General features: G+C 51.3%; 23 protein-coding genes, 1 tRNA gene and 2 pseudogenes. 9 read left to right on the top strand and 17 right to left on the bottom strand.

The window, feature by feature from the left end:
• Positions 1-24 precede the first annotated feature (24 nt).
• Positions 25-1,038 carry a tRNA (adenosine(37)-N6)-threonylcarbamoyltransferase complex transferase subunit TsaD gene (gene tsaD, locus FDX04_RS07540; RefSeq protein WP_042311072.1) on the bottom strand — a complete coding sequence of 338 codons (1,014 nt, stop codon included), beginning with the start codon at positions 1,036-1,038 and terminating at the stop codon, positions 25-27.
• Positions 1,039-1,274: 236 nt separating this feature from the next.
• Between tsaD and rpsU the strand changes: the two genes are divergently transcribed.
• The 3 genes from rpsU to rpoD all read left to right on the top strand — a co-directional run bounded on the left by rpsU (position 1,275) and on the right by rpoD (position 5,483).
• Positions 1,275-1,490, top strand: coding sequence for a 30S ribosomal protein S21 (gene rpsU / locus FDX04_RS07535; RefSeq protein WP_001144069.1), 216 nt, complete (start codon positions 1,275-1,277; stop codon positions 1,488-1,490).
• A 238-nt stretch (positions 1,491-1,728) separates the two neighbouring features.
• Entirely contained in the window at positions 1,729-3,474 is a 1,746-nt protein-coding gene (gene dnaG / locus FDX04_RS07530; protein ID WP_038633998.1) for a DNA primase, read from the top strand.
• Between the two features lie 164 nt (positions 3,475-3,638).
• Entirely contained in the window at positions 3,639-5,483 is a 1,845-nt protein-coding gene (gene rpoD, locus FDX04_RS07525) for an RNA polymerase sigma factor RpoD (RefSeq protein WP_038634001.1), read from the top strand.
• Positions 5,484-5,528: 45 nt separating this feature from the next.
• Here the strand turns inward: rpoD and mug are convergent, their stop codons facing one another.
• On the bottom strand, positions 5,529-6,035 hold the full coding sequence (gene mug / locus FDX04_RS07520) for a G/U mismatch-specific DNA glycosylase (protein WP_069324359.1): 507 nt from the start codon (positions 6,033-6,035) through the stop codon (positions 5,529-5,531).
• A gap of 124 nt (positions 6,036-6,159) precedes the next feature.
• On the opposite strand from mug, the gene FDX04_RS07515 reads away from it, so the two are divergent.
• A tRNA-Ile gene (locus FDX04_RS07515) sits at positions 6,160-6,235 on the top strand.
• A 153-nt stretch (positions 6,236-6,388) separates the two neighbouring features.
• Positions 6,389-7,258, top strand: a complete 870-nt coding sequence (locus FDX04_RS07510; RefSeq protein WP_137370699.1) for a TIR domain-containing protein — start codon at positions 6,389-6,391, stop codon at positions 7,256-7,258.
• A gap of 116 nt (positions 7,259-7,374) precedes the next feature.
• On the opposite strand, the gene FDX04_RS07505 is transcribed toward FDX04_RS07510, so the two are convergent.
• The 13 genes and pseudogenes from FDX04_RS07505 to FDX04_RS07450 all read right to left on the bottom strand — a co-directional run bounded on the left by FDX04_RS07505 (position 7,375) and on the right by FDX04_RS07450 (position 19,234).
• Complete coding sequence (locus tag FDX04_RS07505) at positions 7,375-7,860, bottom strand: DUF1441 family protein (protein WP_137370713.1); 486 nt, start codon at positions 7,858-7,860, stop codon at positions 7,375-7,377.
• 206 nt (positions 7,861-8,066) lie between these two features.
• Positions 8,067-9,887, bottom strand: a complete 1,821-nt coding sequence (locus FDX04_RS07500) for a ClpP-like prohead protease/major capsid protein fusion protein (protein WP_137370698.1) — start codon at positions 9,885-9,887, stop codon at positions 8,067-8,069.
• 12 nt (positions 9,888-9,899) lie between these two features.
• Positions 9,900-10,103, bottom strand: coding sequence for a hypothetical protein (locus tag FDX04_RS07495; RefSeq protein ID WP_249935513.1), 204 nt, complete (start codon positions 10,101-10,103; stop codon positions 9,900-9,902).
• A gap of 144 nt (positions 10,104-10,247) precedes the next feature.
• Positions 10,248-10,826, bottom strand: coding sequence for a DUF4145 domain-containing protein (locus FDX04_RS07490; RefSeq protein WP_137370697.1), 579 nt, complete (start codon positions 10,824-10,826; stop codon positions 10,248-10,250).
• 330 nt (positions 10,827-11,156) lie between these two features.
• A pseudogene (locus tag FDX04_RS07485) lies at positions 11,157-11,819 on the bottom strand (primase-like DNA-binding domain-containing protein); the annotation flags it as partial.
• 515 nt (positions 11,820-12,334) lie between these two features.
• A complete protein-coding gene (locus FDX04_RS07480) occupies positions 12,335-12,820 on the bottom strand; it encodes a hypothetical protein (protein ID WP_137370696.1) in 486 nt (161 codons plus the stop codon).
• 656 nt (positions 12,821-13,476) lie between these two features.
• Positions 13,477-13,605 carry a hypothetical protein gene (locus FDX04_RS24595; protein ID WP_256372417.1) on the bottom strand — a complete coding sequence of 43 codons (129 nt, stop codon included), beginning with the start codon at positions 13,603-13,605 and terminating at the stop codon, positions 13,477-13,479.
• Between the two features lie 311 nt (positions 13,606-13,916).
• Positions 13,917-14,065 (bottom strand): annotated as a pseudogene (locus FDX04_RS24655) (cell filamentation protein Fic); the annotation flags it as partial.
• Positions 14,066-14,280: 215 nt separating this feature from the next.
• Positions 14,281-14,604: a DUF1889 family protein gene (locus FDX04_RS07470; protein WP_001573898.1), complete on the bottom strand. Its 324-nt coding sequence runs from the start codon at positions 14,602-14,604 to the stop codon at positions 14,281-14,283.
• Positions 14,605-14,713: 109 nt separating this feature from the next.
• The gene (locus FDX04_RS07465; RefSeq protein ID WP_137370695.1) at positions 14,714-16,528 is read right to left on the bottom strand and encodes a diol dehydratase reactivase subunit alpha; all 1,815 of its coding nucleotides are present in this window, start codon (positions 16,526-16,528) and stop codon (positions 14,714-14,716) included.
• Between the two features lie 11 nt (positions 16,529-16,539).
• Positions 16,540-16,968 (bottom strand): diol dehydratase small subunit, encoded by a 429-nt coding sequence (locus tag FDX04_RS07460; protein WP_061382555.1) that lies wholly within the window; start codon positions 16,966-16,968, stop codon positions 16,540-16,542.
• A 2-nt stretch (positions 16,969-16,970) separates the two neighbouring features.
• Complete coding sequence (locus tag FDX04_RS07455) at positions 16,971-17,555, bottom strand: propanediol/glycerol family dehydratase medium subunit (RefSeq protein ID WP_137360680.1); 585 nt, start codon at positions 17,553-17,555, stop codon at positions 16,971-16,973.
• A gap of 11 nt (positions 17,556-17,566) precedes the next feature.
• A complete protein-coding gene (locus FDX04_RS07450) occupies positions 17,567-19,234 on the bottom strand; it encodes a propanediol/glycerol family dehydratase large subunit (RefSeq protein WP_137360679.1) in 1,668 nt (555 codons plus the stop codon).
• A 393-nt stretch (positions 19,235-19,627) separates the two neighbouring features.
• Here FDX04_RS07450 and FDX04_RS07445 point away from each other — a divergent pair, with 393 nt between their 5' ends.
• From FDX04_RS07445 to FDX04_RS07430, 4 genes are read left to right on the top strand one after another with little or no spacing between them, the layout of a single operon-like run.
• On the top strand, positions 19,628-20,056 hold the full coding sequence (locus FDX04_RS07445) for a heme-binding protein (RefSeq protein WP_007372190.1): 429 nt from the start codon (positions 19,628-19,630) through the stop codon (positions 20,054-20,056).
• Positions 20,057-20,078: 22 nt separating this feature from the next.
• The gene (gene dhaT / locus FDX04_RS07440) at positions 20,079-21,242 is read left to right on the top strand and encodes a 1,3-propanediol dehydrogenase (protein WP_042311086.1); all 1,164 of its coding nucleotides are present in this window, start codon (positions 20,079-20,081) and stop codon (positions 21,240-21,242) included.
• Positions 21,243-21,258: 16 nt separating this feature from the next.
• Positions 21,259-21,612, top strand: coding sequence for a glycerol dehydratase reactivase beta/small subunit family protein (locus tag FDX04_RS07435; protein ID WP_137370694.1), 354 nt, complete (start codon positions 21,259-21,261; stop codon positions 21,610-21,612).
• Positions 21,613-22,143 carry a cob(I)yrinic acid a,c-diamide adenosyltransferase gene (locus FDX04_RS07430; RefSeq protein ID WP_042311088.1) on the top strand — a complete coding sequence of 177 codons (531 nt, stop codon included), beginning with the start codon at positions 21,613-21,615 and terminating at the stop codon, positions 22,141-22,143. It begins immediately after the preceding gene.
• Here the strand turns inward: FDX04_RS07430 and dhaR are convergent.
• Positions 22,121-24,046, bottom strand: a complete 1,926-nt coding sequence (gene dhaR / locus FDX04_RS07425) for a dihydroxyacetone kinase operon transcriptional regulator DhaR (RefSeq protein ID WP_061382556.1) — start codon at positions 24,044-24,046, stop codon at positions 22,121-22,123. The two genes, FDX04_RS07430 and dhaR, sit on opposite strands and share 23 nt — an antisense overlap.
• Before the next feature lie 89 nt (positions 24,047-24,135).
• Complete coding sequence (locus FDX04_RS07420; RefSeq protein ID WP_007372185.1) at positions 24,136-25,233, bottom strand: glycerol dehydrogenase; 1,098 nt, start codon at positions 25,231-25,233, stop codon at positions 24,136-24,138.
• Positions 25,234-25,557 lie beyond the last annotated feature (324 nt).

The following is a 25,557-nucleotide window of genomic DNA, read 5'->3' as shown; positions in this document are numbered from 1 at the left end:
TAAAGCCACCACCGGGCAAAAAACTCACGCCGCCGGTAATTCCGCCAGCGGCCAGCGTGGACGTACGGTCACGCCAAGATCCGCCGTTGCGCCCGCTTTAAAACGCACCATACCCGCGTAGGCGATCATCGCCCCGTTGTCGGTACAAAATTCCGGGCGTGCATAGAACACTTCGCCGCGGCGTTTTTGCATCATTTCGGCAAGCTTCGCGCGCAGCGTGCGGTTAGCGCTCACGCCCCCCGCCATCACCAGACGTTTAAAACCGGTGTGATCCAGCGCGCGTTTGCACTTGATCATCAGCGTATCAACCACCGCATCTTCAAACGCTCGGGCAATATCTGCACGCGTCTGATCGTCATTTTCGTTATTACGAATCGTATTCGCGGCGAAGGTTTTCAGGCCGGAGAAGCTGAAATCCAGTCCCGGACGGTCGGTCATCGGACGCGGGAAGACAAAGCGTTTTTCCACACCCTGTGACGCCAGCTTAGACAGCATTGGGCCGCCAGGATAATCCAGCCCCAGCAGCTTGGCGGTTTTGTCGAACGCTTCACCTGCCGCATCATCAATCGATTCGCCCAGTAATTCATACTGACCGATACCGGTGACGCTGATCAATTGTGTGTGCCCGCCGGAAACCAGCAGCGCGACGAACGGAAAAGCAGGAGGATTCTCTTCCAGCATCGGCGCCAGCAGATGCCCTTCCATATGGTGCACAGGAATTGCCGGCACGTCCCAGGCGAACGCCAGTGAACGTCCTACGGTTGCACCGACCAGCAGCGCGCCAACCAGACCCGGACCTGCAGTGTACGCCACCGCATCGATCTCTTTCGCCGTCAGTCCCGCTTCTTTCAGCGCGGCCTGAATCAACGGTACGGTTTTACGTACGTGATCGCGCGAGGCCAGTTCTGGCACTACGCCGCCGTAGTCAGCGTGTAATTTCACCTGACTATACAATTGGTTGGCTAAAAGACCTTTTTCATCGTCGTAAATGGCGATGCCGGTTTCATCGCAGGATGTTTCAATACCCAGTACACGCATGACTTGTTTTACCTCGCTCTATTACCGCGCAGTGTAGGACCAATGCGGGTTGATGTAAAACTTTGTTCGCCCCAGGCGCATGCCTCGTGTATACTCCTTGTCCTTATAAAAGTCCCTTTCAAAATCGCGTGGGTGCTTTACAAAGCAGCAGCAATTGCAGTAAAATTCCGCACCATTTTGAAATAAGCTGGCGTTGATGCCAGCGGCAAACCGAATTTATTAAAGGTGAGAGTTACATGCCGGTAATTAAAGTACGTGAAAACGAGCCGTTCGACGTAGCACTGCGTCGCTTCAAGCGTTCATGCGAAAAAGCAGGTGTTCTGGCGGAAGTTCGTCGTCGTGAGTTCTATGAAAAACCGACTACCGAACGTAAGCGCGCTAAAGCTTCTGCTGTGAAACGTCACGCGAAGAAACTGGCTCGCGAAAACGCACGCCGTACTCGTCTGTACTAATCCATTGAGAGCTAAGGCTCTCAATTCAGACTGAGTTGTAGTTGTAAGGCCGTGCTTCCGGAAGGAATGCGCGGCTTATTTTCGTTTATACACGTCATCATTCAAGCTGCCTCAGTGTTGGCTGCAGTCGCTCACCCCAGTCACGTACTTGCTGTACGCTCCTGAGGATTCGCTTCCTTGCCGCCTTGATGCATCCTGAATGATTTTGTGTATATGAGTCATCAAAAAACAGGGGCTTATGGCTGGACGAATTCCTCGCGTTTTTATTAATGACCTGCTGGCAAGAACCGACATCGTCGATCTCATCGACGCGCGGGTAAAGCTGAAAAAGCAGGGCAAAAATTATCACGCGTGCTGTCCGTTCCATAACGAAAAAACCCCCTCTTTCACCGTAAACGGTGAAAAACAGTTTTATCACTGCTTTGGGTGTGGCGCGCATGGCAACGCCGTCGACTTTCTCATGAACTACGACAAGCTCGAGTTTGTGGAAACCGTCGAAGAACTGGCCGCAATGCACAACCTTGAAGTGCCCTATGAAGCAGGCAGTGGCCCCAGTCAGATAGAGCGCCATCAACGGCAAAGCCTTTATCAATTGATGGACGGCCTGAACACTTTTTATCAACAGTCTTTGATGCAGCCCGCCGCTACCCCTGCGCGCCAGTACCTGGAAAAGCGAGGATTAAGTAGCGACGTTATCACCCGTTTTGCTATTGGTTTTGCGCCCCCCGGCTGGGACAACGTCCTGAAACGGTTTGGCGGCAATGCTGAGAATCGCAAATCGTTGGTCGATGCGGGGATGTTGGTCACCAACGATCAGGGACGCAGTTACGATCGCTTTCGCGAACGGGTGATGTTCCCCATCCGCGACAAACGTGGTCGGGTCATTGGTTTTGGTGGACGCGTGCTGGGCGATGCCCTGCCGAAGTATCTGAACTCCCCGGAAACCGATATTTTCCATAAAGGTCGCCAGCTGTATGGCCTTTATGAAGCCCAGCAGGATAACGCCGATCCGCAGCGCCTGTTAGTGGTGGAAGGCTATATGGATGTGGTAGCGCTGGCGCAATACGGCATTAACTACGCCGTGGCATCTCTTGGGACGTCAACCACCGCCGATCACATCCAGCTGTTGTTTCGCGCGACGAACAACGTGATTTGCTGCTACGACGGCGACCGCGCCGGACGCGATGCAGCATGGCGCGCGCTGGAAACCGCACTGCCCTATATGACAGACGGCCGCCAGCTACGCTTTATGTTTTTACCTGATGGCGAAGACCCCGATACGTTAGTGCGTAAAGAAGGGAAAGAGGCCTTTGAAGCCCGGATGGAGCAGGCGTTGCCGCTCTCCGCGTTTTTATTTAATAGCCTGTTGCCACAGGTGGATTTGAGTACCCCGGACGGACGCGCACAGCTCAGCACGCTGGCGCTGCCGCTGATCACTCAGGTGCCGGGCGAAACGTTGCGCATTTACCTGCGACAGGAGTTGGGAAACAAGCTCGGCATTCTGGATGACAGTCAGCTTGAACGTTTAATGCCAAAACTGGCAGAAAATGGCGCTTCCCGCCCTGTTCCACAGCTAAAACGTACGACCATGCGTATACTTATAGGGTTGCTGGTGCAGAATCCGGACCTTGCTCCACTGGTTCCGCCGTTAGGCGCACTGGACAGTAATAAACTGCCTGGACTTGGCTTATTCAGAGAACTGGTCAACACTTGTCTGGCTCAGCCAGGCCTGACCACCGGCCAACTGTTAGAGCACTATCGTGGCACAAATGATGCTGCAACCCTTGAAAAACTGTCGATGTGGGACGATATAGCAGATAAAGATATCGCAGAAAAAACCTTCACCGACTCACTCAACCATATGTTTGATTCGATGCTTGAACTGCGCCAGGAAGAGTTGATAGCTCGTGAGCGCACACACGGTTTAAGCAGCGAAGAACGCCGGGAACTCTGGACGCTGAACCAGGAACTGGCCAAGAAATAGCTGAAAGACAAAAGTATTTAACGGCTTAACTGCCGAATATCGATCGGGAAGCCCCCGACAGCCGCACGGAGAGGCAGCGGCAAAATATAAGTATGCCCTCGTTTTGCCGTTGGCGGTTTTACCGCCCAACACCAATCAAACGAATTAAGTGTGGATACCGTCTTATGGAGCAAAACCCGCAGTCACAGCTGAAGCTTCTTGTCCAACGTGGTAAGGAGCAAGGCTATCTGACCTATGCCGAGGTCAATGACCATCTGCCGGAAGATATCGTCGATTCAGATCAAATCGAAGACATCATCCAAATGATCAATGACATGGGTATTCAGGTGATGGAAGAAGCACCTGATGCCGATGATCTGCTGCTTGCTGAAACCTCCAACAGCACCGATGAAGACGCGGAAGAAGCGGCTGCCCAGGTTCTGTCCAGCGTTGAGTCCGAAATCGGCCGTACAACTGACCCGGTCCGCATGTACATGCGTGAAATGGGTACCGTTGAACTGTTAACCCGTGAAGGCGAAATCGACATCGCTAAACGCATCGAAGACGGGATTAACCAGGTTCAATGCTCCGTAGCCGAATACCCGGAAGCCATCACCTACCTGCTTGAGCAATACGATCGCGTAGAAGCTGAAGAAGCGCGTCTGTCCGATCTCATCACCGGCTTTGTCGATCCGAACGCGGAAGAAGACATGGCGCCAACGGCGACCCACGTCGGTTCTGAACTCTCTCAAGAAGAGATGGATGAAGATGAAGACGAAGATGAAGAAGATGACGACGACAGCAGCGATGACGACAACAGCATCGACCCTGAATTAGCGCGTGAAAAATTCGCTGAACTTCGTACCCAGTACGAAATCACCCGCGACACGATCAAGGCCAAAGGCCGCAGCCATGCTGCCGCGCAGGAAGAAATTCAGAAGCTGTCTGAAGTGTTCAAACAGTTCCGCCTGGTGCCTAAACAGTTCGACTACCTGGTAAACAGCATGCGCGTCATGATGGACCGCGTGCGTACTCAGGAACGTCTGATCATGAAGCTCTGCGTTGAGCAGTGCAAAATGCCGAAGAAAAACTTCATCACCCTGTTCACTGGCAACGAAACCAGCGAAACGTGGTTCAACGCGGCCATCGCGATGAACAAACCGTGGTCTGAAAAACTGCACGACGTGGCAGATGACGTTCACCGCGGTCTGCAGAAACTGCAGCAGATTGAAGAAGAAACCGGCCTGACCATTGAGCAGGTTAAAGACATCAACCGTCGCATGTCCATCGGTGAGGCGAAAGCCCGTCGTGCGAAAAAAGAGATGGTTGAAGCGAACTTACGTCTGGTTATCTCTATCGCTAAAAAATACACCAACCGTGGTCTGCAGTTCCTCGATCTGATTCAGGAAGGCAACATCGGTCTGATGAAAGCGGTTGATAAGTTTGAATACCGTCGTGGTTACAAGTTCTCCACCTACGCAACCTGGTGGATCCGGCAGGCAATTACCCGCTCTATCGCGGATCAGGCGCGCACCATCCGTATCCCGGTGCATATGATTGAGACCATCAACAAGCTCAACCGTATCTCCCGTCAGATGCTGCAAGAGATGGGCCGCGAGCCGACGCCGGAAGAGCTGGCCGAACGTATGCTGATGCCGGAAGACAAGATCCGTAAAGTGCTGAAGATCGCCAAAGAGCCTATCTCCATGGAAACGCCGATCGGCGACGATGAAGATTCGCATCTGGGTGATTTCATCGAGGATACCACCCTCGAGCTGCCGCTGGACTCTGCGACCACCGAGAGCCTGCGTGCCGCAACGCACGACGTGCTGGCTGGCCTGACCGCCCGTGAAGCGAAAGTGCTGCGTATGCGTTTCGGTATCGATATGAACACCGACCACACGCTGGAAGAAGTGGGTAAACAGTTCGACGTTACCCGCGAACGTATCCGTCAGATCGAAGCGAAGGCGCTGCGTAAACTGCGCCACCCGAGCCGTTCTGAAGTGTTGCGTAGCTTCCTGGACGATTAATCTCGCCGTATAAGTTCAAACGCCACCGCAAGGTGGCGTTTTTATTTACATCCCGCGCATGACCAGCGCGTCATCCAACTCGCGATACGCCTCCACCAGCTTATCCAGTGTAATCCGGCTCAATCCGCTGGGATTTGGCAATACCCAAATCTGCGTCGCGCCAATGGTCAGCGTCTGCTTTCCCCACTGCGCTCCACGCTGACTGAAGCCTTGCTCGAACGCCTGCTTACCAAGGATCGCCAGCGCGGCAGGCTGATAGTCATCAATCTTTTCGATAAGCTTACGGCCACCGCTACGCATCTCCTGTAGCTTCACTTCATTAGCCTGCACCGTCGGTCTGTCGACAAACTTGGTCACGCCACAGCGGAAGTCCAGCAGGTGTTGCGCCTCTTCTGGTTTGAGCTGGCGATCGGTAAATCCCGCCTGATGGATGACCTTCCAGAAGCGATTGGCGGGATGCGCAAAGGGGAACCCCGTACCTGCGGAAGATAGCCCCGGATTGATGCCGCAAAACACCACCCGCAGCCCCGGTGCCAGTATGTCCTTAACCATAATTACTCCGAACAATACATCAGAGTAACAGTATAACGGACTGAAAATACATTGTTTATAAAATCAGCATCCGTACGCTTATGTCTGGATTGCAACGCAGAGTTACTTTATAATCCACCGCCACGGCCCCTTAGCTCAGTGGTTAGAGCAGGCGACTCATAATCGCTTGGTCGCTGGTTCAAGTCCAGCAGGGGCCACCAAATTTCAATAAGTTACACAGACCACTCAACTAATTCAATTTGCCAGGATACCTATAGGATACCTTAGCAAAGTAGTTTCAGGTATCAGTGCAGTTATCTTTGCCCATTGAAAATGACTTCAACACTATCTTTTCGAAGCAGGCAGGCTTTAGTATGAATGTTTTCATTAGCTGGTCAGGTGATACTAGCCATCGTGTGGCGAAAGTTTTAAGAGATTGGATCCCAAGTGTAATCCAAGCGGTAGAACCGTATGTATCCTCGGAAGATATTGATAAGGGTACAAGATGGTCTAGTGATATTGCTACCGAACTAGATAAATCATCTTATGGAATTATTTGTCTAACGAAACAAAACATCCATGCTCCATGGATTAATTTTGAGGCAGGAGCTTTAGGCAAAAGCGTAGATAAAAGCAAGGTAAGTCCATTCCTTTTTAGGATGAATCCTTCAGACGTTAATGGTCCACTTTTACAATACCAATCTACCCGTCATGATAAAGATGATATTTATAAACTGATGTTATCTATAAACTCATCATGTGGTGAGCAGGCCCTTGACAATGAAAGATTAAATAAAATCTTTGAAGTCTGGTGGCCTAACCTCGAAAAAAATCTAGACGAAATCCCTGCAGAAGTAGTTGAACAAGCCTCAACAAAACAAAATTCATCGCCAAAATCTGCTGATCTTGAGAAGTTTTCTAAAATATTTGAAGAACTGTTAGACCTAAGCAGAACCAATCATCAGCTATTAAGAAATCCAGAAAGCTTGTTACCTAAGGACTATCTTGATTTTGTTTTGAATAATAAACCAAAAGATGGCGAACGTGAATTACCACACGTCATTAGAGATGCCTTTGATAGGTTCAGAATTTTAGAAGAACTCATTTTAGAATTATCTACAGATGAAAACCTAACAGAAATACGTCAAGCACTGATTGACCTTAAGCGGCCGATTAATTATTTAACTAATAATTATCTTGACACAGGAAAAATCCGCTCACGTAGAATAACAAGAGCAGTTTAATACAAAAAAGACGCGTTAACGATGCGTCTTTTTTAAAACCATACTTCACATAATATTCCCAACGGACAAAATTATAACGATATTAATAATAAACACCGTGTCATTTAATACTTACATCAACCTACATTGGTCATTTTCCAAGTTTCATTCGAGTCATTCTCCGCAATTTTTTGGGCCATTTCATCACGCAGATCGTCGATAATTGATTGCACACGGCTAACAGCCGTTGGCGTAAGTGCACAGTCGCGTTCCAGAATATCAGGGAGCGTTTCCAGCACCATGACGACAGCTTTTGCTAGGAAAGAGTATTCGCGGACCACCTCATCTGCCGGAATTAGATCCCGCGCAGCTTCTTCAAATTTAAGCCTTTCATTTTCTGACTGATACCAGGCTTTCCTGTCCTGCGGAGACATTTCCCCATTTTCTTTCATTGAGGGCGTAAGTATGGCTTGTAATGCTGCCCCAAGCTCGTACAGCTTCAGGTTTTCTCCATTCCCGCCCACCAACTCAAGTTCACGCAATCGACGTGCCACAAGATTACGATTCATGCCCACCAGCTCAGCCAGCTGCGTAACATTGACCTGCATCCTGCTCAGTTCCATTTCACACCCCGCTGCACGGTCACTTTTGCAGCAAAAGCAACTCGTATCTTTTAATATCAATAAATTAACTAAGTGCTGCTGCACGCATAAATTGTCAAAAACCAGCCGTTTTCCGCGTGTTCCCGTCCCCTCGGTGTACATAATCGCCGGGAGGACCCGAAAAAAGGCGGCCCGAAGACCGCCAAAAGGATTACCACCAGAATTCATTAAGCCCCTTCCGACTTCACCAGGCCGCGCCAGTCAAGTGGAGCAACTCCCGCATCGATACGTACCTTGAACGTTACACCATCAACGGTGAAGCCCTGCTGTTGCTCCAGATATGGCGTTTCAATGCCATCCAGATAAGCCACCTCAATTGTGTCTTCCCCCTGTCCCGCCAGCATGTACCAGGCTTTAAGACTTTCAGCATCCAGCCGCGGCTCAGTAATTACAGTCAGCGCATCGTTATACGGGTTGAATACACCGCTGTTCTGCGCTTCAGGTAACGAGGTGGAACGAATCAGTTGATTGGCCTTATCCTCGAGTTCAACCGGAACCAGCAGGAAGCGCGGCGGGATATTCAGAACAGCACCAGCGCCGTTTTTCTGCATACGCATCGCTTTTCGCCCGGCACTCAGCCCCGGGATATCCAGTGCAATCTTCATCAGGTTGTTATGTGCAGCATCGAAAATCGCTTTGCCATCGCCCATTTTGGGATTGCCCAGCAACACGGCATAGACCAGATCCCCGACCGTACGGCTTGCGGCCGCGCCCATTTTTTGAGGAATGCTCGTTAAGGCACTCATATCATCGTTAATGATGGCCTGGCGATCGATACTGAATAGTTCGCCGTAAGTCGCGAGAGCAATTGGCTCGCTACGATCTGAGGTCGTGGCATATTTATATTCAGCCCCTGGGCGAACCTCTCGCAGCGACTTGAAGCCGTCCAGCCCCGTCCGATGGGATACTTTGAAATCAGGCAGCGTCCCTTTTTTCGTCCACTGCTGGAATGTTTCAGGCGAGTTATCCCAGCCTTTCAACAGAGATTTATTCGCAACGTCTGCCAGGATGCCACCAAAATCACTGCTGCTGTGTGTAAACGCCATTCCGACCATACCCAACGGATTGCCCGGTATACCACTTACACCACGATCCACCAGCGAAGCTCGCGCCAGTTCCCGCAGCGTATAGCCGTTATAGCGGTTATCTTTTTCAGCTTTTTCCAGCCCTGTACGCGCCAGCAATGCCGCCTTAACTGAGTCCCCTACAATGTTCCCGTTTCCTGAGTACACGTTATATGCTCCTGGTCCGGCACACGGTGTCGTTCCCGCAGCCAGATTGGTTAGAATTTTTTGTCTGGCCTGCGCCTCGGTGATGCAGCCGCTCACAAACTCAGCCCGGATACCGGCGGCCCACTCATGCCCCGCAAAAGCAGCAAAAAGAACGTCTGCTTTCTGCTCTGTGTTTTCTGTCTGGCTGGTGGTCTTCATCGCTTCGCGTAGTTGATCCGGCGTGCGGGTAAATTTTGCCACCAGCGAATCACAGCCCGGCGCCATTGCGAACATCCGCCCTTCTGCCGGGTAGATTTCATCCACAAAACCTTTTTCTTTTGCCTCCGCTGCCGTTAACCAGGTTTCAGCATCCATCATGGCCTTTACTTCTGACTCGGGAAGACCGGATTTAGCTACATAGGTGGCCAGCATCGTTTTACCGATTTTTTCCAGCACTTCCGCATGACGTTGCATATCCCCGGCTTCACCCGCCATCACTCCCCACGGATTGTGAACCATCCACCAGCCGTTATCGGCTATAGCGACGCGTTTAGCTCCAAGTGCAACGATGGTCGCCATTGATGCGGCAATACCATCAATCCGGGCTACTGTATGGCCTTTGTAACCGCGTAAGGCGTTAAAAATCGCCATTCCGTCAGTAACGTTTCCGCCACCGCTATTGATTGCGACTGTTACCGGGCCTTGTGCCACCTGTAAGGCATCACGGAAGCGTTTCGCAGTCATCCCTTCTATCGGTTCATACAGTGATATTTCCATTGCAGACCAGCCTTACAGCGCACCGGGCGCGTTGTTTTTTGCAGGAGCCATCCCCAATTTTTCACGCAGCAGGGAACGGGCAAGCCAGCCAATGGTGGGGGCATTACCGGGGATACCTTCACGCTCATAGCGCTGGCGAATTTCTTCACGCATACGATTGAGCACTAAGGTGGTTTCATCATCGATATATACCGACATTGCTTTCTGTTTAGTCACTTCTGGGTCTCCATATGTACTAGATGTACATACAGTATTGATCAATAAATGTGGTAATTAAACTGTTATTTACCATAAAAAGTGGTAACAGAGTTTTGGATGTAAAAAAACCGGCTAATGCCGGTTCATTCTTGTTGCCGATAGTTAATCTTTATTAACGAGATCAACTTCTGGGTCGACAATGATAAGAGAAAGTCTTGTTGCTAGTTTCAGATAACGTTCAGCTTCATCTCGTGTTAATTCGAAATCTCTTAAATGTGCGGCTGAATTTCGCAAATGCCGCATTTTTTCTACTAATTTAGCGGTGTTCTTATCTATTCTATGTTCACGAGCCAACCAATCTAAAAAAAGAGGAATGTTTATGCGAGGGATCGCCGCGCCCTGAACGAACCCAGCTTTACCTGCGGCTTCCTCAATTAATAGCCATGACTCCATTATTGCAGCTCGAGGAGAAACATCAGCGATTCGTTGTAGAGCAGATAATCTGCGAGCAAACTCGGTATCTTCATCGTGTACGGCATCTTGAATATTTACTACTGGAGTATCAACAGCCAGTGCCTCAGCCACATCAAGATTTTCAGCGAATTCCGCCTCAGCGCTCCCCATTTTGATACGAGATAATCTTAGTATAAGAGACTTAACATCATCACCGTATTTTTTAATAAACCAAACGGTTACTCCGGGCCAAACCAGAACCGACACCAAATCAACTATCGTAGACATTTATGTTCCTCAGGCACTCTCCATAGGCCTCATTTTCCCTCTTAGCTGCTTAATCTGAAAGTACAAAATTAAAAAATATACGTTTAAGTGTTCACCTGTTCACCATCACGGATTTTTTAATTAAATTCATGTGGTTATGTGGTGAATACTCTTCTTTCAGGTATTCACTAGTGTTCACCCTACTATTCACCATTTAGAACGAAAAATAGTCAAAAGGTGAACAGGTGAATACTTGGTGAATACTTAATAAATAAGTGTTCACCCCTTAACCCGTTGTTATAGATAAACTTTTTAACAGGGTGAATACTGGTGAACACTTTATCCATAACTTTACTCTATCCCACCACTGTCAGAAACACTGTTACATAATGGCATCCAGTCGTCTGAATCATCGTGCAGAGTTACGTTGGAACGTATCCCATGCTTTGTTTTCCGCTTCTGGTACTCCTTACCATATTCAGCCATTGCGCCAGGCATATCTGTTCCGAACCGCATCAACGAAACGGGCCTGTTGAGACCATTGGCTCGCATGTATGCGAGGTAGGCGTGATAAAGATACTTTCGTGGGCTGAATGGCACTATCTCGGCATTACCGATAAGCATCCCGTCACATACTACCGACGCCATCAGGTAGCCGCAGAAGTCCACCAGCGAATCACCTTCACGTTTTATTGCCAGAGCCTCTTCTGATTTCTGCTGTTCATACAATAGACGTCTGGCTTCGTCCTGGTCTGCAAAACGTGTAAGCAGATGGCGGATAACTACAGCCAGTTCCCCTTCTATTTTTTCTGCCAGCATCGAGTCTCGCTCGTTTTCCGGTACAACCTCTGAAAAGTTGAATATCACCCGTCGCCGCGAGATCCCCCCGCTGCGGTCGCTGAATGTCATAGCATTGTTGTTGACCGCCAGCACCACTGCCGGAATACGGGTTGAATATGGCGCTTTATGTTTCGGATCGATAGACACCTTGTCACCACCCGTTAACAATGGTATCGCCGTACTCAACCTGTCCACGTTCGGCTGGTGGGAGGTTTTCGAGCTTTGTTTTCGTAAATTTGAATGTTTCCACAAACACTCCACACCAAGCGATCGGGGTATCCTGCAAATCGCTTGTTTTGCTCTAGGATACCTATAGGATACCGCAAAGGAGTATTTTAGAGTATTTCTGGTTATTTATACAGTATTTCAGTATCAATTAAGTTACTGAAAATTATAGATAAGTATTTTAAGGTAAGAAGTTGCATTCTAACTCATAATCGCTTGGTCGCTGGTTCAAGTCCAGCAGGGGCCACCAAATAAAACAAGGGCTTAGATAAGAAATTATCTAAGCCCTTTTTCTTTGCGTCAAATTTGGGTCAGGTAAGGTTTTGATTCCTTTCTACCTTAGATATCAGAAATGTCATCCAGCCACGACTATCAGAGTAATGCTTGACTAAATCAGAAAGCCTTTAGCTCTGATAAATTACACTAAGTCTGGATTAACACCTTTTTAGTGGACGTGTTCATTATTACCAGCCGCCCAGAGAACGGTTGATGCCCTGAAGAGCTTGTGTCTGCTGCTGCATCAGCATCATTTGCTGTTGCTGCTGTATCTGCTGGTTTGCCTGCTGCATCTGCTGATTGTTATACGCGTCTTGTTGCGCTTGCTGGGCTTGCATCTGCTGCCCCATTTGCCCGATTGCCGCCCATGCAGCTTGTGATCGCGTGGTCTCGGCTTGTTCCTGAGAAAGCTGGTTAACACCAGCCTGTGAAAGCGCCTGGCAAGTTTCTTTTGGTACACTCAATACACCGCCGTGCGCATCCATACGTTTCTGTGCTTCATTACCAACTTCAAGCATACGATTTGAATCACCCGCCGCCATTGAATAACCGTAGGTGGTACAAAGTTCTGCATCAGTCATCTGCATAGCTGGTTTAAGTGGAGTCGTCGAGCAACCCGCCAAGAAAGATATGGAAACTGCTATTGCAAGGGCTATATTTTTTGCTTTCATCATCACTTTTCTTTTGGTCTGTTTTACACCGTAGAGCGGTTATTTACTTCCTGCCGCTTGCGGTATTGTTTTTGGGTTTTATGTTCCAGATATAAGCTGGATAACTGTACTCATGCTGCATCCATCACTATTATTAGGTTCTTCAGCATTGTAGCCACTGCCGGTTATCTGGTTTGCCAGTTGGCCGCGTTGCCCCCTGGACTTACTCATCCTGTACGTCACGATATTACCGTAGCGGTAGACACGTACAGTCTCGGTGCTAAACGTTGCAACAGTGGTGCTGGTTGTATACCAATGATTCATACATAGTGTTGGCACAATAAGAAACCTCTACGATAATTGCAGATAATGGTGTTTTATTCATTTGAACTTTAACTCTATGATTTATCTTATCTCAGCCAGACTTATTTAAAATAAAAACAACTACCTATCGATTAAAACGGTACTAACACAATACAAGAATAAAAATCACAATATCAATCAATAACTATGCTGCATAAATATTTCTCATCACACAAATATAAACAACAATCACACACCCGGTTAACAGGATATCAATCTTAATTAATTTATATTTAATCTCGACTATTGCGGATTTAACAATTAAAAGACCCACGAGAAAACGTGGGTTAGCAATCTAATTAATCAGTATATTAGTTTTAGTAGCAGGTACCGCCTGCATGGTGGCTACCAGTACCGCCATGCGGATGAGTGCCTGCCGGGCAAGCTTTAGCAACGCCAGTGAATGCTGCGACAGCCAGAACGGCAGCAAGGATAATTTTTTTCATTTTTCGCTATCTCATTTTTGGAAGAATTCCCCGGCTCTGCGAGGAATGATATTTATCTGATTGTTGTAATAGTCTCGTACAACAAACTGCGAAAATCTACGGCAGCTTCTTCTTTTCAGCAACCCAAAAAAGATATCCATTGTGAAAAAAGCATGGAAGCCTGTGAAAACAAATTCCTTTAGCTATTCGTGCTTTGAAAAATTGTTTCAATACTTGATATGGAGTTAACAAATAAGAGCAGGAATGCCTCAAGCTCCGTTTATCATTCCGCGCGTTGCTATTTGGTTACAGAACTTTCCGGCCCAGTCTTAGACATTATCTAACCATTACGGTGCCACTCGTGAATATGCCCAAAAATCAAGGTTGCAGGCAGTTGATGTCTGATAAATTACTGCTCATACAACATGAGCAACAGCCCTGACTCCAACGCATCCATTTCAGCAGTTTCGGTAATATCCAGCTTATTCGCTAAAACTAAATCAACTGAACCAGGCTGATAACGCTCTGCCTGTTTGCATCGAAATGTGAAATGAGTACCAAGAAAAACAAGTAGGCGAGCAAAGAAGGTGTATCACGAGACACGCCGATTAAGGCAGTTACATACGAAAGGTAACCCTTCTGGACGCCGCCATCCTTAGATGGAAACGTCCGTTAGCGTTTTATTCAATAGTCAGCTCACACGAGTTCTTTGAGCTGCTCCTGCATATAGGTCGAAAAATACTCTGGGTTTTTGATAAGGATGCGGTTACCGGAGGCGACTTTTTCTGCCCATCCGGCCACTTTTTTCGTGAACTCAGGATTCCATCCCTCCTGCTCACCCCGTGCCATCACAACTTCCGGACTCGCTGGCACACCTAAGTCATGCAAATACTTTAGAATTCCCTTAGCGGTGCTTTCATCCATTGAATGGGGTACTGACGCCGAAGTGTTCATACCACCAATAAAATCCAAGGCTTTTTCAATTGCTGTTGGCATGCTCTTATCCTTAAAATTAACCACGTGAGAGACACCTTGATACTATGTACCCAACTCCGCCGGGATATCAAAGAGAACATCGCCTTTCTTTGACTTACCCCGCAGCTAAACGCTTGCGCGGCTGTTTTCTGCACTATTTTTTGGCTTCTCCGGCTAAAACCAGCCCGGTCGCCACCGCATTGCGCGGGCCTTCAGTACCACGGATATTACCCTGCCCAGCGACAACGCCGTACTGCGCCAACGCATCGGTGATCATCTGCGGAATTTCAAAATCCAGCGATGAGCCACCTACTAGCACCACAAAAGTGATATCGCGAATCGAGCCACCGGGCGAGACCTGACGTAACGCGCGTAGACAGTTGGTCACAAAGACTTTCTCTTTGGCCTGACGGCGCACCAGACGAATCTTCTCCAGCGAGGTCTGGTTATCGACCGGGATCAGCTCGCCCTCTTTCAGATACACCACTTTGGCAAATACTGACGGGCTGAGCGGTTCACGAAAAAACTCCACCGCGCCGTTCTCGTGGCGAATGCTGAACAGGCTCTCCACTTTGGCCAGCGGGTATTTTTTAATTTCCTCTGCCAAAAACGGATCGCTTAAGCCCAGTTCCGTTTGAATTAGCAGGCTGACCATATTCCCCGCCCCGGCAAGATGTACCGCCTTCACTACGCCGTCGCTATTAATAATGGCGGCATCGGTGGATCCTGCGCCTAAATCGAGGATCGCCAGCGGAGCGGCGCATCCAGGCGTCGTTAACGCGCCAGCCACGGCCATGTTGGCTTCCACACCACCGACTTCAACTGGGGTATTTAACCGGGCGCTTAGCTCGCTGGCGATAGCCTGCATCTGTAAGCGATCGGATTTCACCATCGCCGCAATGCCAACGGCGTTCTCCATTGAACATTCCCCGGCAATGCCACCCTGCACCGCGCGGGGAATAAACGTATCCACCGCCAGAAGATCCTGAATATGCACGGCGTTCATGTCATGACCAGTCAGCGAGGCCATTACCTTACGTACCCGCTCAAGCATCCCGCCCGCGTGCGTACCTGCTTCACCGCGAATATCGCACACGGGCGCACAGGCGCTCATCGCCTGCATAATGGCCTGCGCGCCCTGCGCTACGTCGGCTTCACCGCCGCGCTTTTCGCCACGGATAAAGATCTTACCCGCCGGGATCGTTCGCGACTGCACATCCCCCTGCGGCGTTTTCAGCACCACGGCGGAGCGGTTACCAATCAGCGCTCTGGCGATGGGGACGATGGTTTGCGTTTCCTCCGGCGTCAGGGCAAAAAAGGTTGCGATACCGTAAGGATTCGACAATACCCGCACCACCTGCCCGGCGGCCGCCACTTCCACCGCCGCCAGCACGCCTTCCGGCACCTTCTCAAGTAAGGTGACTTCATCAACCACCGGCATTGCCCGACGCAGGCGATTGTTGACCAGTACGCCATCATCCTTTTTCAGGATCGCCGCCACCACGTTGATCCCACGATCCAACGCCGCATTGATAAGCCAGACCGCTTCAAGGAAATCGATCTCTTCGCCCACCAGCGGGATCCAGCCCTGCGCAAAGCAATCCTCGCTCAGTGATGCCAGCTTATCCACGCTGATGGTGGTTCCCATCCCCACGCCGACGCCACCCGGCGTTTGCGGGTTATGGCCAATCATTGTCGATTCAGTAATGATGGTTTCAGTGATGGTTTCCATCGCCACATCGCCAATCACCGGCGCGGCCTCATTGATGCAGATTTTCGCCACGTCCTGAAGCGACCACGGTGTTTTATCCAGTGCCTGCTGCAGAGAAGCGACCACCCCGGCAATGTTGTCCCGCGTCCCTTTCATGCCCGTGGTGGCGACAATCCCGCTGGCGATAAACTGCCCATGCTGCGCCAACGCCACTTCGGTGGTGGCGTTGCCGATATCAATCCCGGCGATTAACGGCATACCTCCCTCCGTCACTGGCTACCTTTACGCAGCTTGTTTCTCTGCTGATACACCTCTGCCGACTCGCGGACAAAGGCAGCGTTCACCGTGGCATGCCAGGTGTGCTCCAGCTCATCGGCAATCGCCTGTAGTTCCGCGAATGAAGAACGAAACGGACGTAGCGCATTATAGATTTCCAGAATACGAGCATCCGGGATGGCAATCAGTTCCGCCGCGCGACGGAAATTGCGCGCCACGGCGTGACGCTGCATCTGTTCGGCAATCTGCGCCTGGTACTCCAGCGTTTGCTGAGAAATACGCACATCCTGCGGCCCGACCTTGCCTGCCAGCACATTCTCAAGGGTAATGTCGGTTAACGGTTTCCCGCCAGGCGTCTGGATTTTCTCCGGGCAGCGGGTGGCTAATGGGTAATCCTGCGCGGTCATGATGTTGTCGTTCATGGTCATTCCCTCACCAGTGCAATATGCAGCGTGACAGGCGCAGCATCCTGCACCACATGTTTGGTTTCTTTGATGTGAAACAGCGCGGCCTTGGCCATAAATTTAGGGCGCACCATCTGGTCATTGACCACCGGCACCGGCGAAGGCGACTCTTTGCGTGCATAGCGCGCGGCGTTTTTACCGATCTGGCGATAGGTTTCCAGCGTCAGCAGCGGAGCCTGAGAGAACAGTTCAAGGTTACTCAGCGGCAGCAGATCGCGCTGATGAATCACCGTGGTTCCCTTCGACTGGATACCAATTCCGATGCCGGAACCGCTAAGGTTTGCCGCGTCCCACGCCATAAAAGAAACATCCGAGGTGCGCAGAATTCTCACCACCCGCGCATGCAGCCCCTCTTCTTCGATCCCCGCCACCAGCTCTTTAAGAATCGCCTTATGCGGCATATCAATCAGAGTCTTGTGCTGGTGCTTATCAAAGGCCGGACCGACACCAATCACCACTTCATCTACGCGTTCGTCCGCTTTAGCCGCTTCGCCTTCGCTTACCTGCAAGGTGAAAACCGGCTTACATTCAGTTGTGCATTCCACGGTGTACCACCTTATTCAATTGAGCCAGGCTGAACCACGCCCGCGATATTTTTAATTTCCGCCCAGCGCTCGGCGGAGATGCGATAGCCGGTGCCTGGTCCCTGATAATCATTAATGTCGTTAACGGCGCTTACCACCTCAAACTGGCGATCCAGAATGGCCGACGTTTGCAGGTAATCACCGGTGACGCGCTGTCTCAGCATATTGAGAATGTTACTGGCGATATCTTCGAAGCCGCTACGGCTTAGCGCGCCGACGATATCCAGCCCGGTGATATTGCGCTTCATCATCTCTTCCACGGCGGCCAGATCTTCCACCACATTGCGCGCGGGCATATCTTTGCTGCCGTGAGCATAAGTGGCGGCCTCAACTTCCTCATCGCTAATCAGCGGCAGGCCCAGTTCGCGGAACACCGCCTGAATGGCGCGTGCCGCCTTGTTGCGGATGGCGATGGTTTCTTCTTCGGTTACAGGACGCAGACCACCGTCAACCATCAGATCGCGTTGCAGAATGTTGTAATCATCGAAGTCTTCCGCGTCGAAGTTCGACCCGGCAAACATGTTGTCGTAGTTCGGTACGGCGCTATAGCCGGAGAAGATAAAGTCGGTGCCGGGAAGCATTTGCATCAGGGTACGGGCGGTACGGCGAATATCAGAGTGGGAAAAGGTCTGGTCATTGGCGGAGGCCACTTCAAGGTCGAGCATTGAGGCAATCAGGTTTTCCGCCAGCACCGCGCGGATCCCCGACGGCACCGCGCCGGTCATGCCAATACAGCTGACCGCACCGTTTTGCAGCCCCTGTACGCCCGCGCCTTTGGTGATAAAGATGCAGCGCGACTCCAGATAGAGCATCGATTTACTCTCGGAATAGCCCATCAGCGCTTCCGAACCGGTGCCAGAGGTGTAACGCATTTTCAGTCCGCGAGACGCATAGGCCGAGGCGAGAAACGCTTTGGACCACGGCGTATCATCGCCGTCGGTAAACACCGACTCTGTACCGTATACCGACACGGTTTCGGCGTAGCTGGTTAACCCGCACATCCCCAGCTCCAGCTCAGTCGCCTCCTCAACGGAACATTGCGTGAGCACGCCGGGGCGACCGCACTGGGAACCGACCAGCAGCGCCAGGGCGTTAAACGGTGCATAGCGGGCGATCCCGACCGTCGTTTCCTGTTCTGAAAAACCACGGATCCCCGCTTCAGCCGCATCGGCGGCAATCTGTACCGGGTTGTCTTTCAGGTTGGTGACATGGCACTGGTTGGACGGCGTGCGTCTGGCGCGCATTTTTTGCAGCGCCATCATCATTTCCACCACGTTCATTTGCGCCATCACCTCCACCGCTTTCGCCGGGGTGATAGCGGTGGTAATAGCAACAATCTCTTCCCGGCTAACGTGGATATCCACCAGCATTCTGGCGATCTCCAGCGCGTCGAGCCGCATTGCCCGTTCAGTTTCAGCTACGTTAATCGCGTAGTCGGCAATAAAACGGTCAATCATGTCGAACTCGGCGCGGCTCTTGCCGTCCAGCTCAACAATACGACCATTCTCTACCTTCACCGACGAAGCCGGATCGTAGGGGCTTTCCATGGCGATCAGCCCCTCTTCAGGCCATTCGCCAATCAGCCCATCCTGATTTACAGGGCGCTTCGCAAGCACTTCGAATCGTTTTGATCTTCTCATAGTTTATGGACTCAAAAGATAAAAAATAGGGACGCCGGGCCGTATTGCCGGGGACACACCACCCGGCATTCGCCTTTCATCAGCAATGGCCGAACTCTAAATGAGCACAGCAATAAAAAAATAAAATTAATTTCGTTCCAATTTGGCACGTAATAAAAATTCATCGTTCCATATTGAAACGGTTCTCAGGAATATCCGGAGCGAATTGTGACGAAGTTAAATGATCATTATCAATAAACACCAACACACAAAATTAAATTAATACTTTTTAAATTTTCACCCTATTGACTTAATAACGCGCGGCGAGAAAATAAAGCCAAACCCAATGATAAAAAAATAGCTGTATCGCGATATTTTCGTGACCTCAGCCCTACAACATTTTCAGGAGAGACTGTGAATAAGAGCCAACCAATCGCCACCATTACGCTGGCGGCGGCGAAAAAAATGGCGCAGGCCGTCGAGGCTAAAGCGCTTGAGATCAACGTGCCGGTGGTCTTTTCCGTGGTGGATCGCGGCGGCAACACGCTGCTGATGCAACGCATGGACGACGCGTTCGTCACCAGCTGTGATATTTCTCTTAATAAAGCGTATACCGCCTGCTGTCTGCGGCAGGGGACCCATGAAATTACCGACGCGGTACAACCGGGTGCGTCACTATATGGTTTACAGCTAACGAATCAACAGCGCATTGTTATTTTTGGCGGCGGATTACCTGTCATGTTAAACGATAAATTAATCGGTGCTGTCGGCGTAAGTGGCGGTACTGTCGAACAAGACATGTTATTAGCACAAACCGCACTGAATTGTTTCTCTGAATTATAATTTAAATCTAAGAAGGTAAATTATGAGCTATCGTATGTTTGATTACCTGGTGCCAAATGTGAACTTTTTTGGCCCGAATGCTATTTCCGTCGTTGGCGAACGCTGCAAACTGTTGGGTGGTAAAAAAGCGCTGCTGGTGACTGATAAAGGTCTGCGAGCCATTAAGGACGGCGCGGTTGATAAAACCCTCGAACATCTGCGTGAAGCCGGTATTGACGTGGTGGTGTTTGACGGCGTCGAGCCAAACCCTAAAGACACCAACGTGCGCGACGGCCTGGAAGTTTTTCGTAAAGAGCAATGCGATATCATCGTTACCGTCGGCGGTGGTAGCCCGCATGACTGCGGTAAAGGCATCGGCATCGCAGCGACGCACGAAGGCGATCTCTATAGCTATGCCGGGATTGAAACCCTGACCAATCCGCTGCCGCCGATCGTCGCGGTGAATACCACCGCCGGTACCGCCAGCGAAGTCACCCGCCACTGCGTGCTGACCAATACCAAAACCAAAGTGAAGTTTGTGATTGTCAGCTGGCGCAACCTGCCGTCGGTTTCCATCAATGACCCACTGCTGATGCTCGGCAAACCTGCGCCACTGACTGCGGCAACCGGAATGGACGCCCTGACTCACGCCGTTGAGGCCTATATTTCAAAAGATGCCAACCCGGTTACCGACGCCGCCGCTATCCAGGCAATTCGTCTGATCGCCCGCAACTTACGCCAGGCCGTAGCGCTGGGCAGCAACCTGAAAGCTCGCGAGAACATGGCCTATGCCTCTTTGCTGGCGGGTATGGCCTTCAACAACGCCAACCTTGGCTACGTTCACGCGATGGCGCATCAGCTTGGCGGTCTGTATGACATGCCGCACGGCGTAGCAAACGCCGTCCTGCTGCCGCACGTGGCACGCTATAACCTGATCGCTAATCCGGAGAAATTTGCCGACATCGCGGAGTTTATGGGTGAGAACACCGATGGTCTGTCCACCATGGATGCCGCTGAGTTGGCGATTCGCGCCATCGCTCGCCTGTCAGCCGATATCGGTATTCCGCAGCATCTGCGCGAGCTGGGCGTCAAAGAAGCCGATTTCCCGTATATGGCGGAAATGGCGCTGAAAGACGGCAATGCCTTCTCCAACCCGCGTAAAGGGAACGAGAAAGAAATTGCCGAGATCTTCCGTCAGGCATTCTGATCAATAAGGGGGCGCAATGTCACTTTCATCACCGGGCGTACATCTGTTTTATCACTCACGCTGGCAGGATACGCGCGAGCTTGATGAACTATGCTGGGGGCTGGAAGAGCAAGGCGTCCCTTGCCGGACAATCTGTTGCGACGAGCATGACTGCGCGCTGGCCCTCAGCAAGCTGGCGGCTAAAAGCTCAACGCTACGCGTGGGTCTCGGCCTCAGCGCCTGTGGTGATATTGCCCTAACCCACGCCCAGCTACCCGAGGATCGGGCGCTGGTCTGCGGGCATATCGCCGCCGGGATAGCCCACATCCGCACACTCGGCGCCAATGCAGGCCAACTGGTCAAAGTGCTTCCCTTCAGCGAGATAAAATAAATGTACCGCATCTATACCCGAACCGGTGATAAAGGCACGACCGCGCTGTTTGGCGGCAGCCGTATCGACAAAGACGACATCCGCGTTAACGCCTACGGTACGGTGGATGAACTGATTTCCCAGCTTGGCGTCTGCTATGCCAGCTCGCGCCAGGCAGAATTACGCCAGGATCTGCATGCCATCCAGAAGATGCTGTTTGTGCTGGGGGCGGAACTCGCCAGCGATGAGAAAGGTCTCGCCCGCTTAACGCAGACGATTAACGCCGAGGATATTCAGGCGCTGGAGCAACTTATTGACCGCAATATGGCGCAGAGCGGCCCCCTGAAAGAATTTGTCATTCCGGGGAAAAATCTGGCATCGGCACAGCTACACGTTGCGCGCACCCTGGCACGTCGGCTGGAGCGGATCCTCATCGCGATGGACAGAACGCTGACGTTACGCGATGAACCCAAGCGTTATATCAACCGGCTGTCGGATGCGCTGTTCTCCATGGCCAGAATCGAAGAAACTACTCCAGATGTTTGCGCTTAAACTGGCTGGCGTCGATGTCGTACTGCTTCATCTTACGCCACAAGGTGGTGCGACCAATATTCAGCAGTTGCGACATCTCCTGTACTCGCCCACTGGTGACGCGGGCGGCATGGATAATCGCCTCTTTTTCGATAGCGGTAAACGTCAGGCTGGCAGGCAGCAGGGAAGACGCCGTCTCCAGACCGGGACGCTCGGCAAACAGATAATCAGGTAAATTACTCAGCCGGATATGCCCGTTATCGCTACTGATAGCGATGTTTTCGATAATGCTGTTCAGCTCGAAGTCATTGCCCGGCCACGAATAAGCCACCAGTTGTGCCAGCGCGTCATCGTCGATCTTCAGGCTGTATGAAAAGCGTTTTTTCAGGCTATTCAGTCGCGTATAAATCAGCGAGGGAATACTGTTACGCCGCGCTCGTAGCGGCGGGATAACAATCTCAAAAGAGTGCAGCGCGTAATACAGTTGGCGGCTAAAGCGGTTTTGCTCCACCAAATTAGCGAGATCAACCGTAGTGGTGGCGATCACTTTCACATCCACCGGAATCAGCCGACGGGCATCAAGACGGGTTAACACCCCCTGCTTGATCACCTGTAGCAGCGCGGATTGCAGCTCCGGCGCCAGATATTCAATTTTCTCCAGAAACAGCGTGCCGCCGTTCGCCAGCTCAAGGCGGCTCAACCGACCATTTTCATCATCGGTGGGCGCACTGCCCATAAAATCCTGCCCCAGCACGCTGTTGGCATACAGCTGACAGTTCACGGCGATATACGGCCCGCTGGCGCGTTCGCTTTCATTGTGAATGGCCTGGCTCAGCAACTCTTTCCCGACGCCCTCTTCCCCACACAGCAGGATCGGGAAACTCCCCCTTGCAGCCTGGCGACCAAAATGGATCAAGCGTCGGGTTTCTGGATCGTCCGTCGACATCTGCTCAAAGGTGTGGCTCACCTTACCAAGCTGGCTGGTCATCAGCTGACGCATTTGCTCCACCGGGTGCAGCAGCAGGATAAAGCTGTTGCCCTGCTCCTCAACAATCGGCTTCAGGGTGATAACAGCATCAACAAACTGGTGCTGGCTTTCAAAAGTGACTTCGACGTGATTCAGACCGCGGGCATGTTTAATTGCCCGACGCAGCAGCATGGGCATATTGAGCAGGTCGTGAATGTTTTTGCCCTGGCTGGCCTGCGCATCGAGATGCAAAAGCAGCGCCGCGCGCGCATTGAGGAACTGCAACACCCCCTGCTCATTCCAGGCCATCACGCCATCATCCATGCTCTCCAGCAGCCCGTACATCTGGTTCAGATGGCGGTTGGATTCTGCCAGCAGGCTGTCGGTCAGCAATGAATTGCCGACTTCTCTGGCAATCGCCAGCGTCAGGGATAAATCAGAAACGGACTCATGCTCTACCAGACAGCATAATGAGATGGAGCCAAACAGACGCCCATGGTTATCGAACACTGGCGTCGAGCAAAACGACCACGGATGCAGCGCCTGTTTAAAGTGCTGAGCGCCAGAGGTTTTTGTCGGCTGGCCCGGCATTGTCGCCAGCGACAGCGCACAGCTGCCGATAATGCTTTCCGCGCAATAGCTGCCGTCGCGAAACCCAAGCTCCGCCAGCTGTTCTATCGTCTGCGGATCGCCGCAACGGCTGAGAATACAGGCCGATTCATCCAGAATCAGCAGCGCGCACGGACGACCGTCCATAAACTCCCAGGCATCTTCCAGCGCGGCCTGCGCAATCGTGAGCAGCGCCGTCTTACGACGACAAATCGACTCAAAGGTCAGCCCTTGCGCCTGATGCGGCGCCTGCCAGGTTTCCCGCTGCATGAACTTGCTGCAACGATGCCAGGACTGGGCGAGAACCGAAGAGACTTCCTGCCCGATGCTATGCGTATGCGCCGTCATATCCATTTCCGCTGTTTTACCATAGACAACCCCTCCGGCAGAGACTGTCAGAGGGGGAGAAGATGCTGGGTAAATTTACCGATGCCCGATTAACGCGCCAGCCACTGCTGTCCCAGCAGGTCTGCCGTCAAAATAGCGGCATGTACGCTTTCAGGCGTCACCGGGAACGGCATATTGTGAATGGTTTCACCTTCTGCGCAGGTGGCTTTAGCCACGGCCATGATCTTGCCATCAATGTCATCTTTTACGCCCATTTCCGCTAACGTTACCGGCAGGCCCACTTTCTGACAGAAATTCAGCACGGTTTCGATCTCTTCCATCGGGCTGTTCTGTAGCACCAGCTGCGCCAGCGTACCAAAGGCGACTTTTTCACCGTGGTACAGATGGTGGCACTCTTCCAGAATCGTAAAGCCGTTATGGATGGCATGTGCCCCCGCAAGTCCGCTGCTTTCAAAACCGATACCGCTGAGATAGGTGTTGGCTTCGACAATACGTTCCAGCGCATCGGTCACCACGCCAGCCTGGGCGGCTAAGCGTGCCTTTTCGCCTTCCGCCAGCAGGGTATCATAGCACAGGCGCGCCAGGCTCAGCGCCGCCACGGTGGACTGCCCGCCCGCCATGCTGGTCGCCCGAGCGTCATAACAGGCTTTCGCTTCAAACCAGGTCGAGAGCGCATCGCCCATCCCGGCCACCAGCAGACGTACCGGCGCTTTGGCAATAATTGCGGTATCCATCACCACCATATCCGGGTTTTTCGGGTAGATCAGATACTCTTCAAACTCACCCGCTTCGGTATAGATAACGGACAGCGCGCTGGTTGGCGCATCGGTAGATGCGATAGTTGGGATCACCACTACCGGCAGCTTCTGGTAATAACCAATCGCTTTGGCGGTATCTAACGTTTTCCCTCCGCCAATCCCAACCACACCACGGCAACCGTGTTTTTTCAGAATGGCAATCAGGCGATTAATTTCAACATGGCTGCATTCACCGTTGAAGCGTTCCGCGTGGCAGCTAATGTCATGGCTGTGCAGGCCATTGAGTACCTTTTCTCCCGCCAGCTTCATCACGAAGTCGTCCGCAATCACGAAAAAGCTGTCCGCCAGATTTTTAGCGTATTGACCAAATAAGGTAGAAGCGTCAGGACCCTGGAGATATTTGGCTGGAGATTGAATAACTTTTAGCATTCCTTTCATCCTCAAATAAGTACATGTTTTTACATGGTGAGCCCTGGCGTTAACCCGTTTAGCCTGATGTTGACGGCGAAAGCGGACGTACCGGAGCGATGTAATAACTGTATGGCGAGGCGTGCACAAAAAAATCTTTCGTCATTTTGTTCTGATATGGAACAGATAAAAATGACATGCGTTTCATATTGGAACACTTAACCACAAAAATAATGAGGTTTGCGATCTCGATCCGTTCCTTTACCGCGAAATCACCGACAAACACGATGATAAATTTCCCCAATTACGCGCCATCCTGCGTAAAACCCCGCAAAAAAGACTGAC

Source organism: Citrobacter sp. wls615 (assembly GCF_005281355.1).
Classification (GTDB): Bacteria; Pseudomonadota; Gammaproteobacteria; order Enterobacterales; family Enterobacteriaceae; genus Citrobacter; species Citrobacter werkmanii.
Note: the sequence above shows the minus strand (reverse complement) of the source record. Positions and strands in the feature narration are given on the sequence as shown.

Bases quoted from the DNA above. Each gene is read 5' to 3' on its own strand.
- FDX04_RS07510 (WP_137370699.1), top strand. From the start codon at position 6,389: ATGAATGTTTTCATTAGCTGGTCAGGTGATACTAGCCATCGTGTGGCG.
- FDX04_RS07430 (WP_042311088.1), top strand. From the start codon at position 21,613: ATGTACCGCATCTATACCCGAACCGGTGATAAAGGCACGACCGCGCTG.
- mug (WP_069324359.1), bottom strand. From the start codon at position 6,035: ATGGTTAAGGACATACTGGCACCGGGGCTGCGGGTGGTGTTTTGCGGC.
- FDX04_RS24595 (WP_256372417.1), bottom strand. From the start codon at position 13,605: ATGAAAAAAATTATCCTTGCTGCCGTTCTGGCTGTCGCAGCATTCACT.
- FDX04_RS07450 (WP_137360679.1), bottom strand. From the start codon at position 19,234: ATGAGAAGATCAAAACGATTCGAAGTGCTTGCGAAGCGCCCTGTAAAT.
- rpsU (WP_001144069.1), top strand. From the start codon at position 1,275: ATGCCGGTAATTAAAGTACGTGAAAACGAGCCGTTCGACGTAGCACTG.
- FDX04_RS07465 (WP_137370695.1), bottom strand. From the start codon at position 16,528: ATGCCGTTAATCGCCGGGATTGATATCGGCAACGCCACCACCGAAGTG.
- FDX04_RS07435 (WP_137370694.1), top strand. From the start codon at position 21,259: ATGTCACTTTCATCACCGGGCGTACATCTGTTTTATCACTCACGCTGG.
- FDX04_RS07420 (WP_007372185.1), bottom strand. From the start codon at position 25,233: ATGCTAAAAGTTATTCAATCTCCAGCCAAATATCTCCAGGGTCCTGAC.
- FDX04_RS07490 (WP_137370697.1), bottom strand. From the start codon at position 10,826: ATGTCTACGATAGTTGATTTGGTGTCGGTTCTGGTTTGGCCCGGAGTA.
- FDX04_RS07480 (WP_137370696.1), bottom strand. From the start codon at position 12,820: ATGATGAAAGCAAAAAATATAGCCCTTGCAATAGCAGTTTCCATATCT.
- dhaR (WP_061382556.1), bottom strand. From the start codon at position 24,046: ATGACGGCGCATACGCATAGCATCGGGCAGGAAGTCTCTTCGGTTCTC.
- FDX04_RS07500 (WP_137370698.1), bottom strand. From the start codon at position 9,887: ATGGAAATATCACTGTATGAACCGATAGAAGGGATGACTGCGAAACGC.
- tsaD (WP_042311072.1), bottom strand. From the start codon at position 1,038: ATGCGTGTACTGGGTATTGAAACATCCTGCGATGAAACCGGCATCGCC.
- dhaT (WP_042311086.1), top strand. From the start codon at position 20,079: ATGAGCTATCGTATGTTTGATTACCTGGTGCCAAATGTGAACTTTTTT.
- dnaG (WP_038633998.1), top strand. From the start codon at position 1,729: ATGGCTGGACGAATTCCTCGCGTTTTTATTAATGACCTGCTGGCAAGA.
- FDX04_RS07505 (WP_137370713.1), bottom strand. From the start codon at position 7,860: ATGGAACTGAGCAGGATGCAGGTCAATGTTACGCAGCTGGCTGAGCTG.
- FDX04_RS07460 (WP_061382555.1), bottom strand. From the start codon at position 16,968: ATGAACGACAACATCATGACCGCGCAGGATTACCCATTAGCCACCCGC.
- rpoD (WP_038634001.1), top strand. From the start codon at position 3,639: ATGGAGCAAAACCCGCAGTCACAGCTGAAGCTTCTTGTCCAACGTGGT.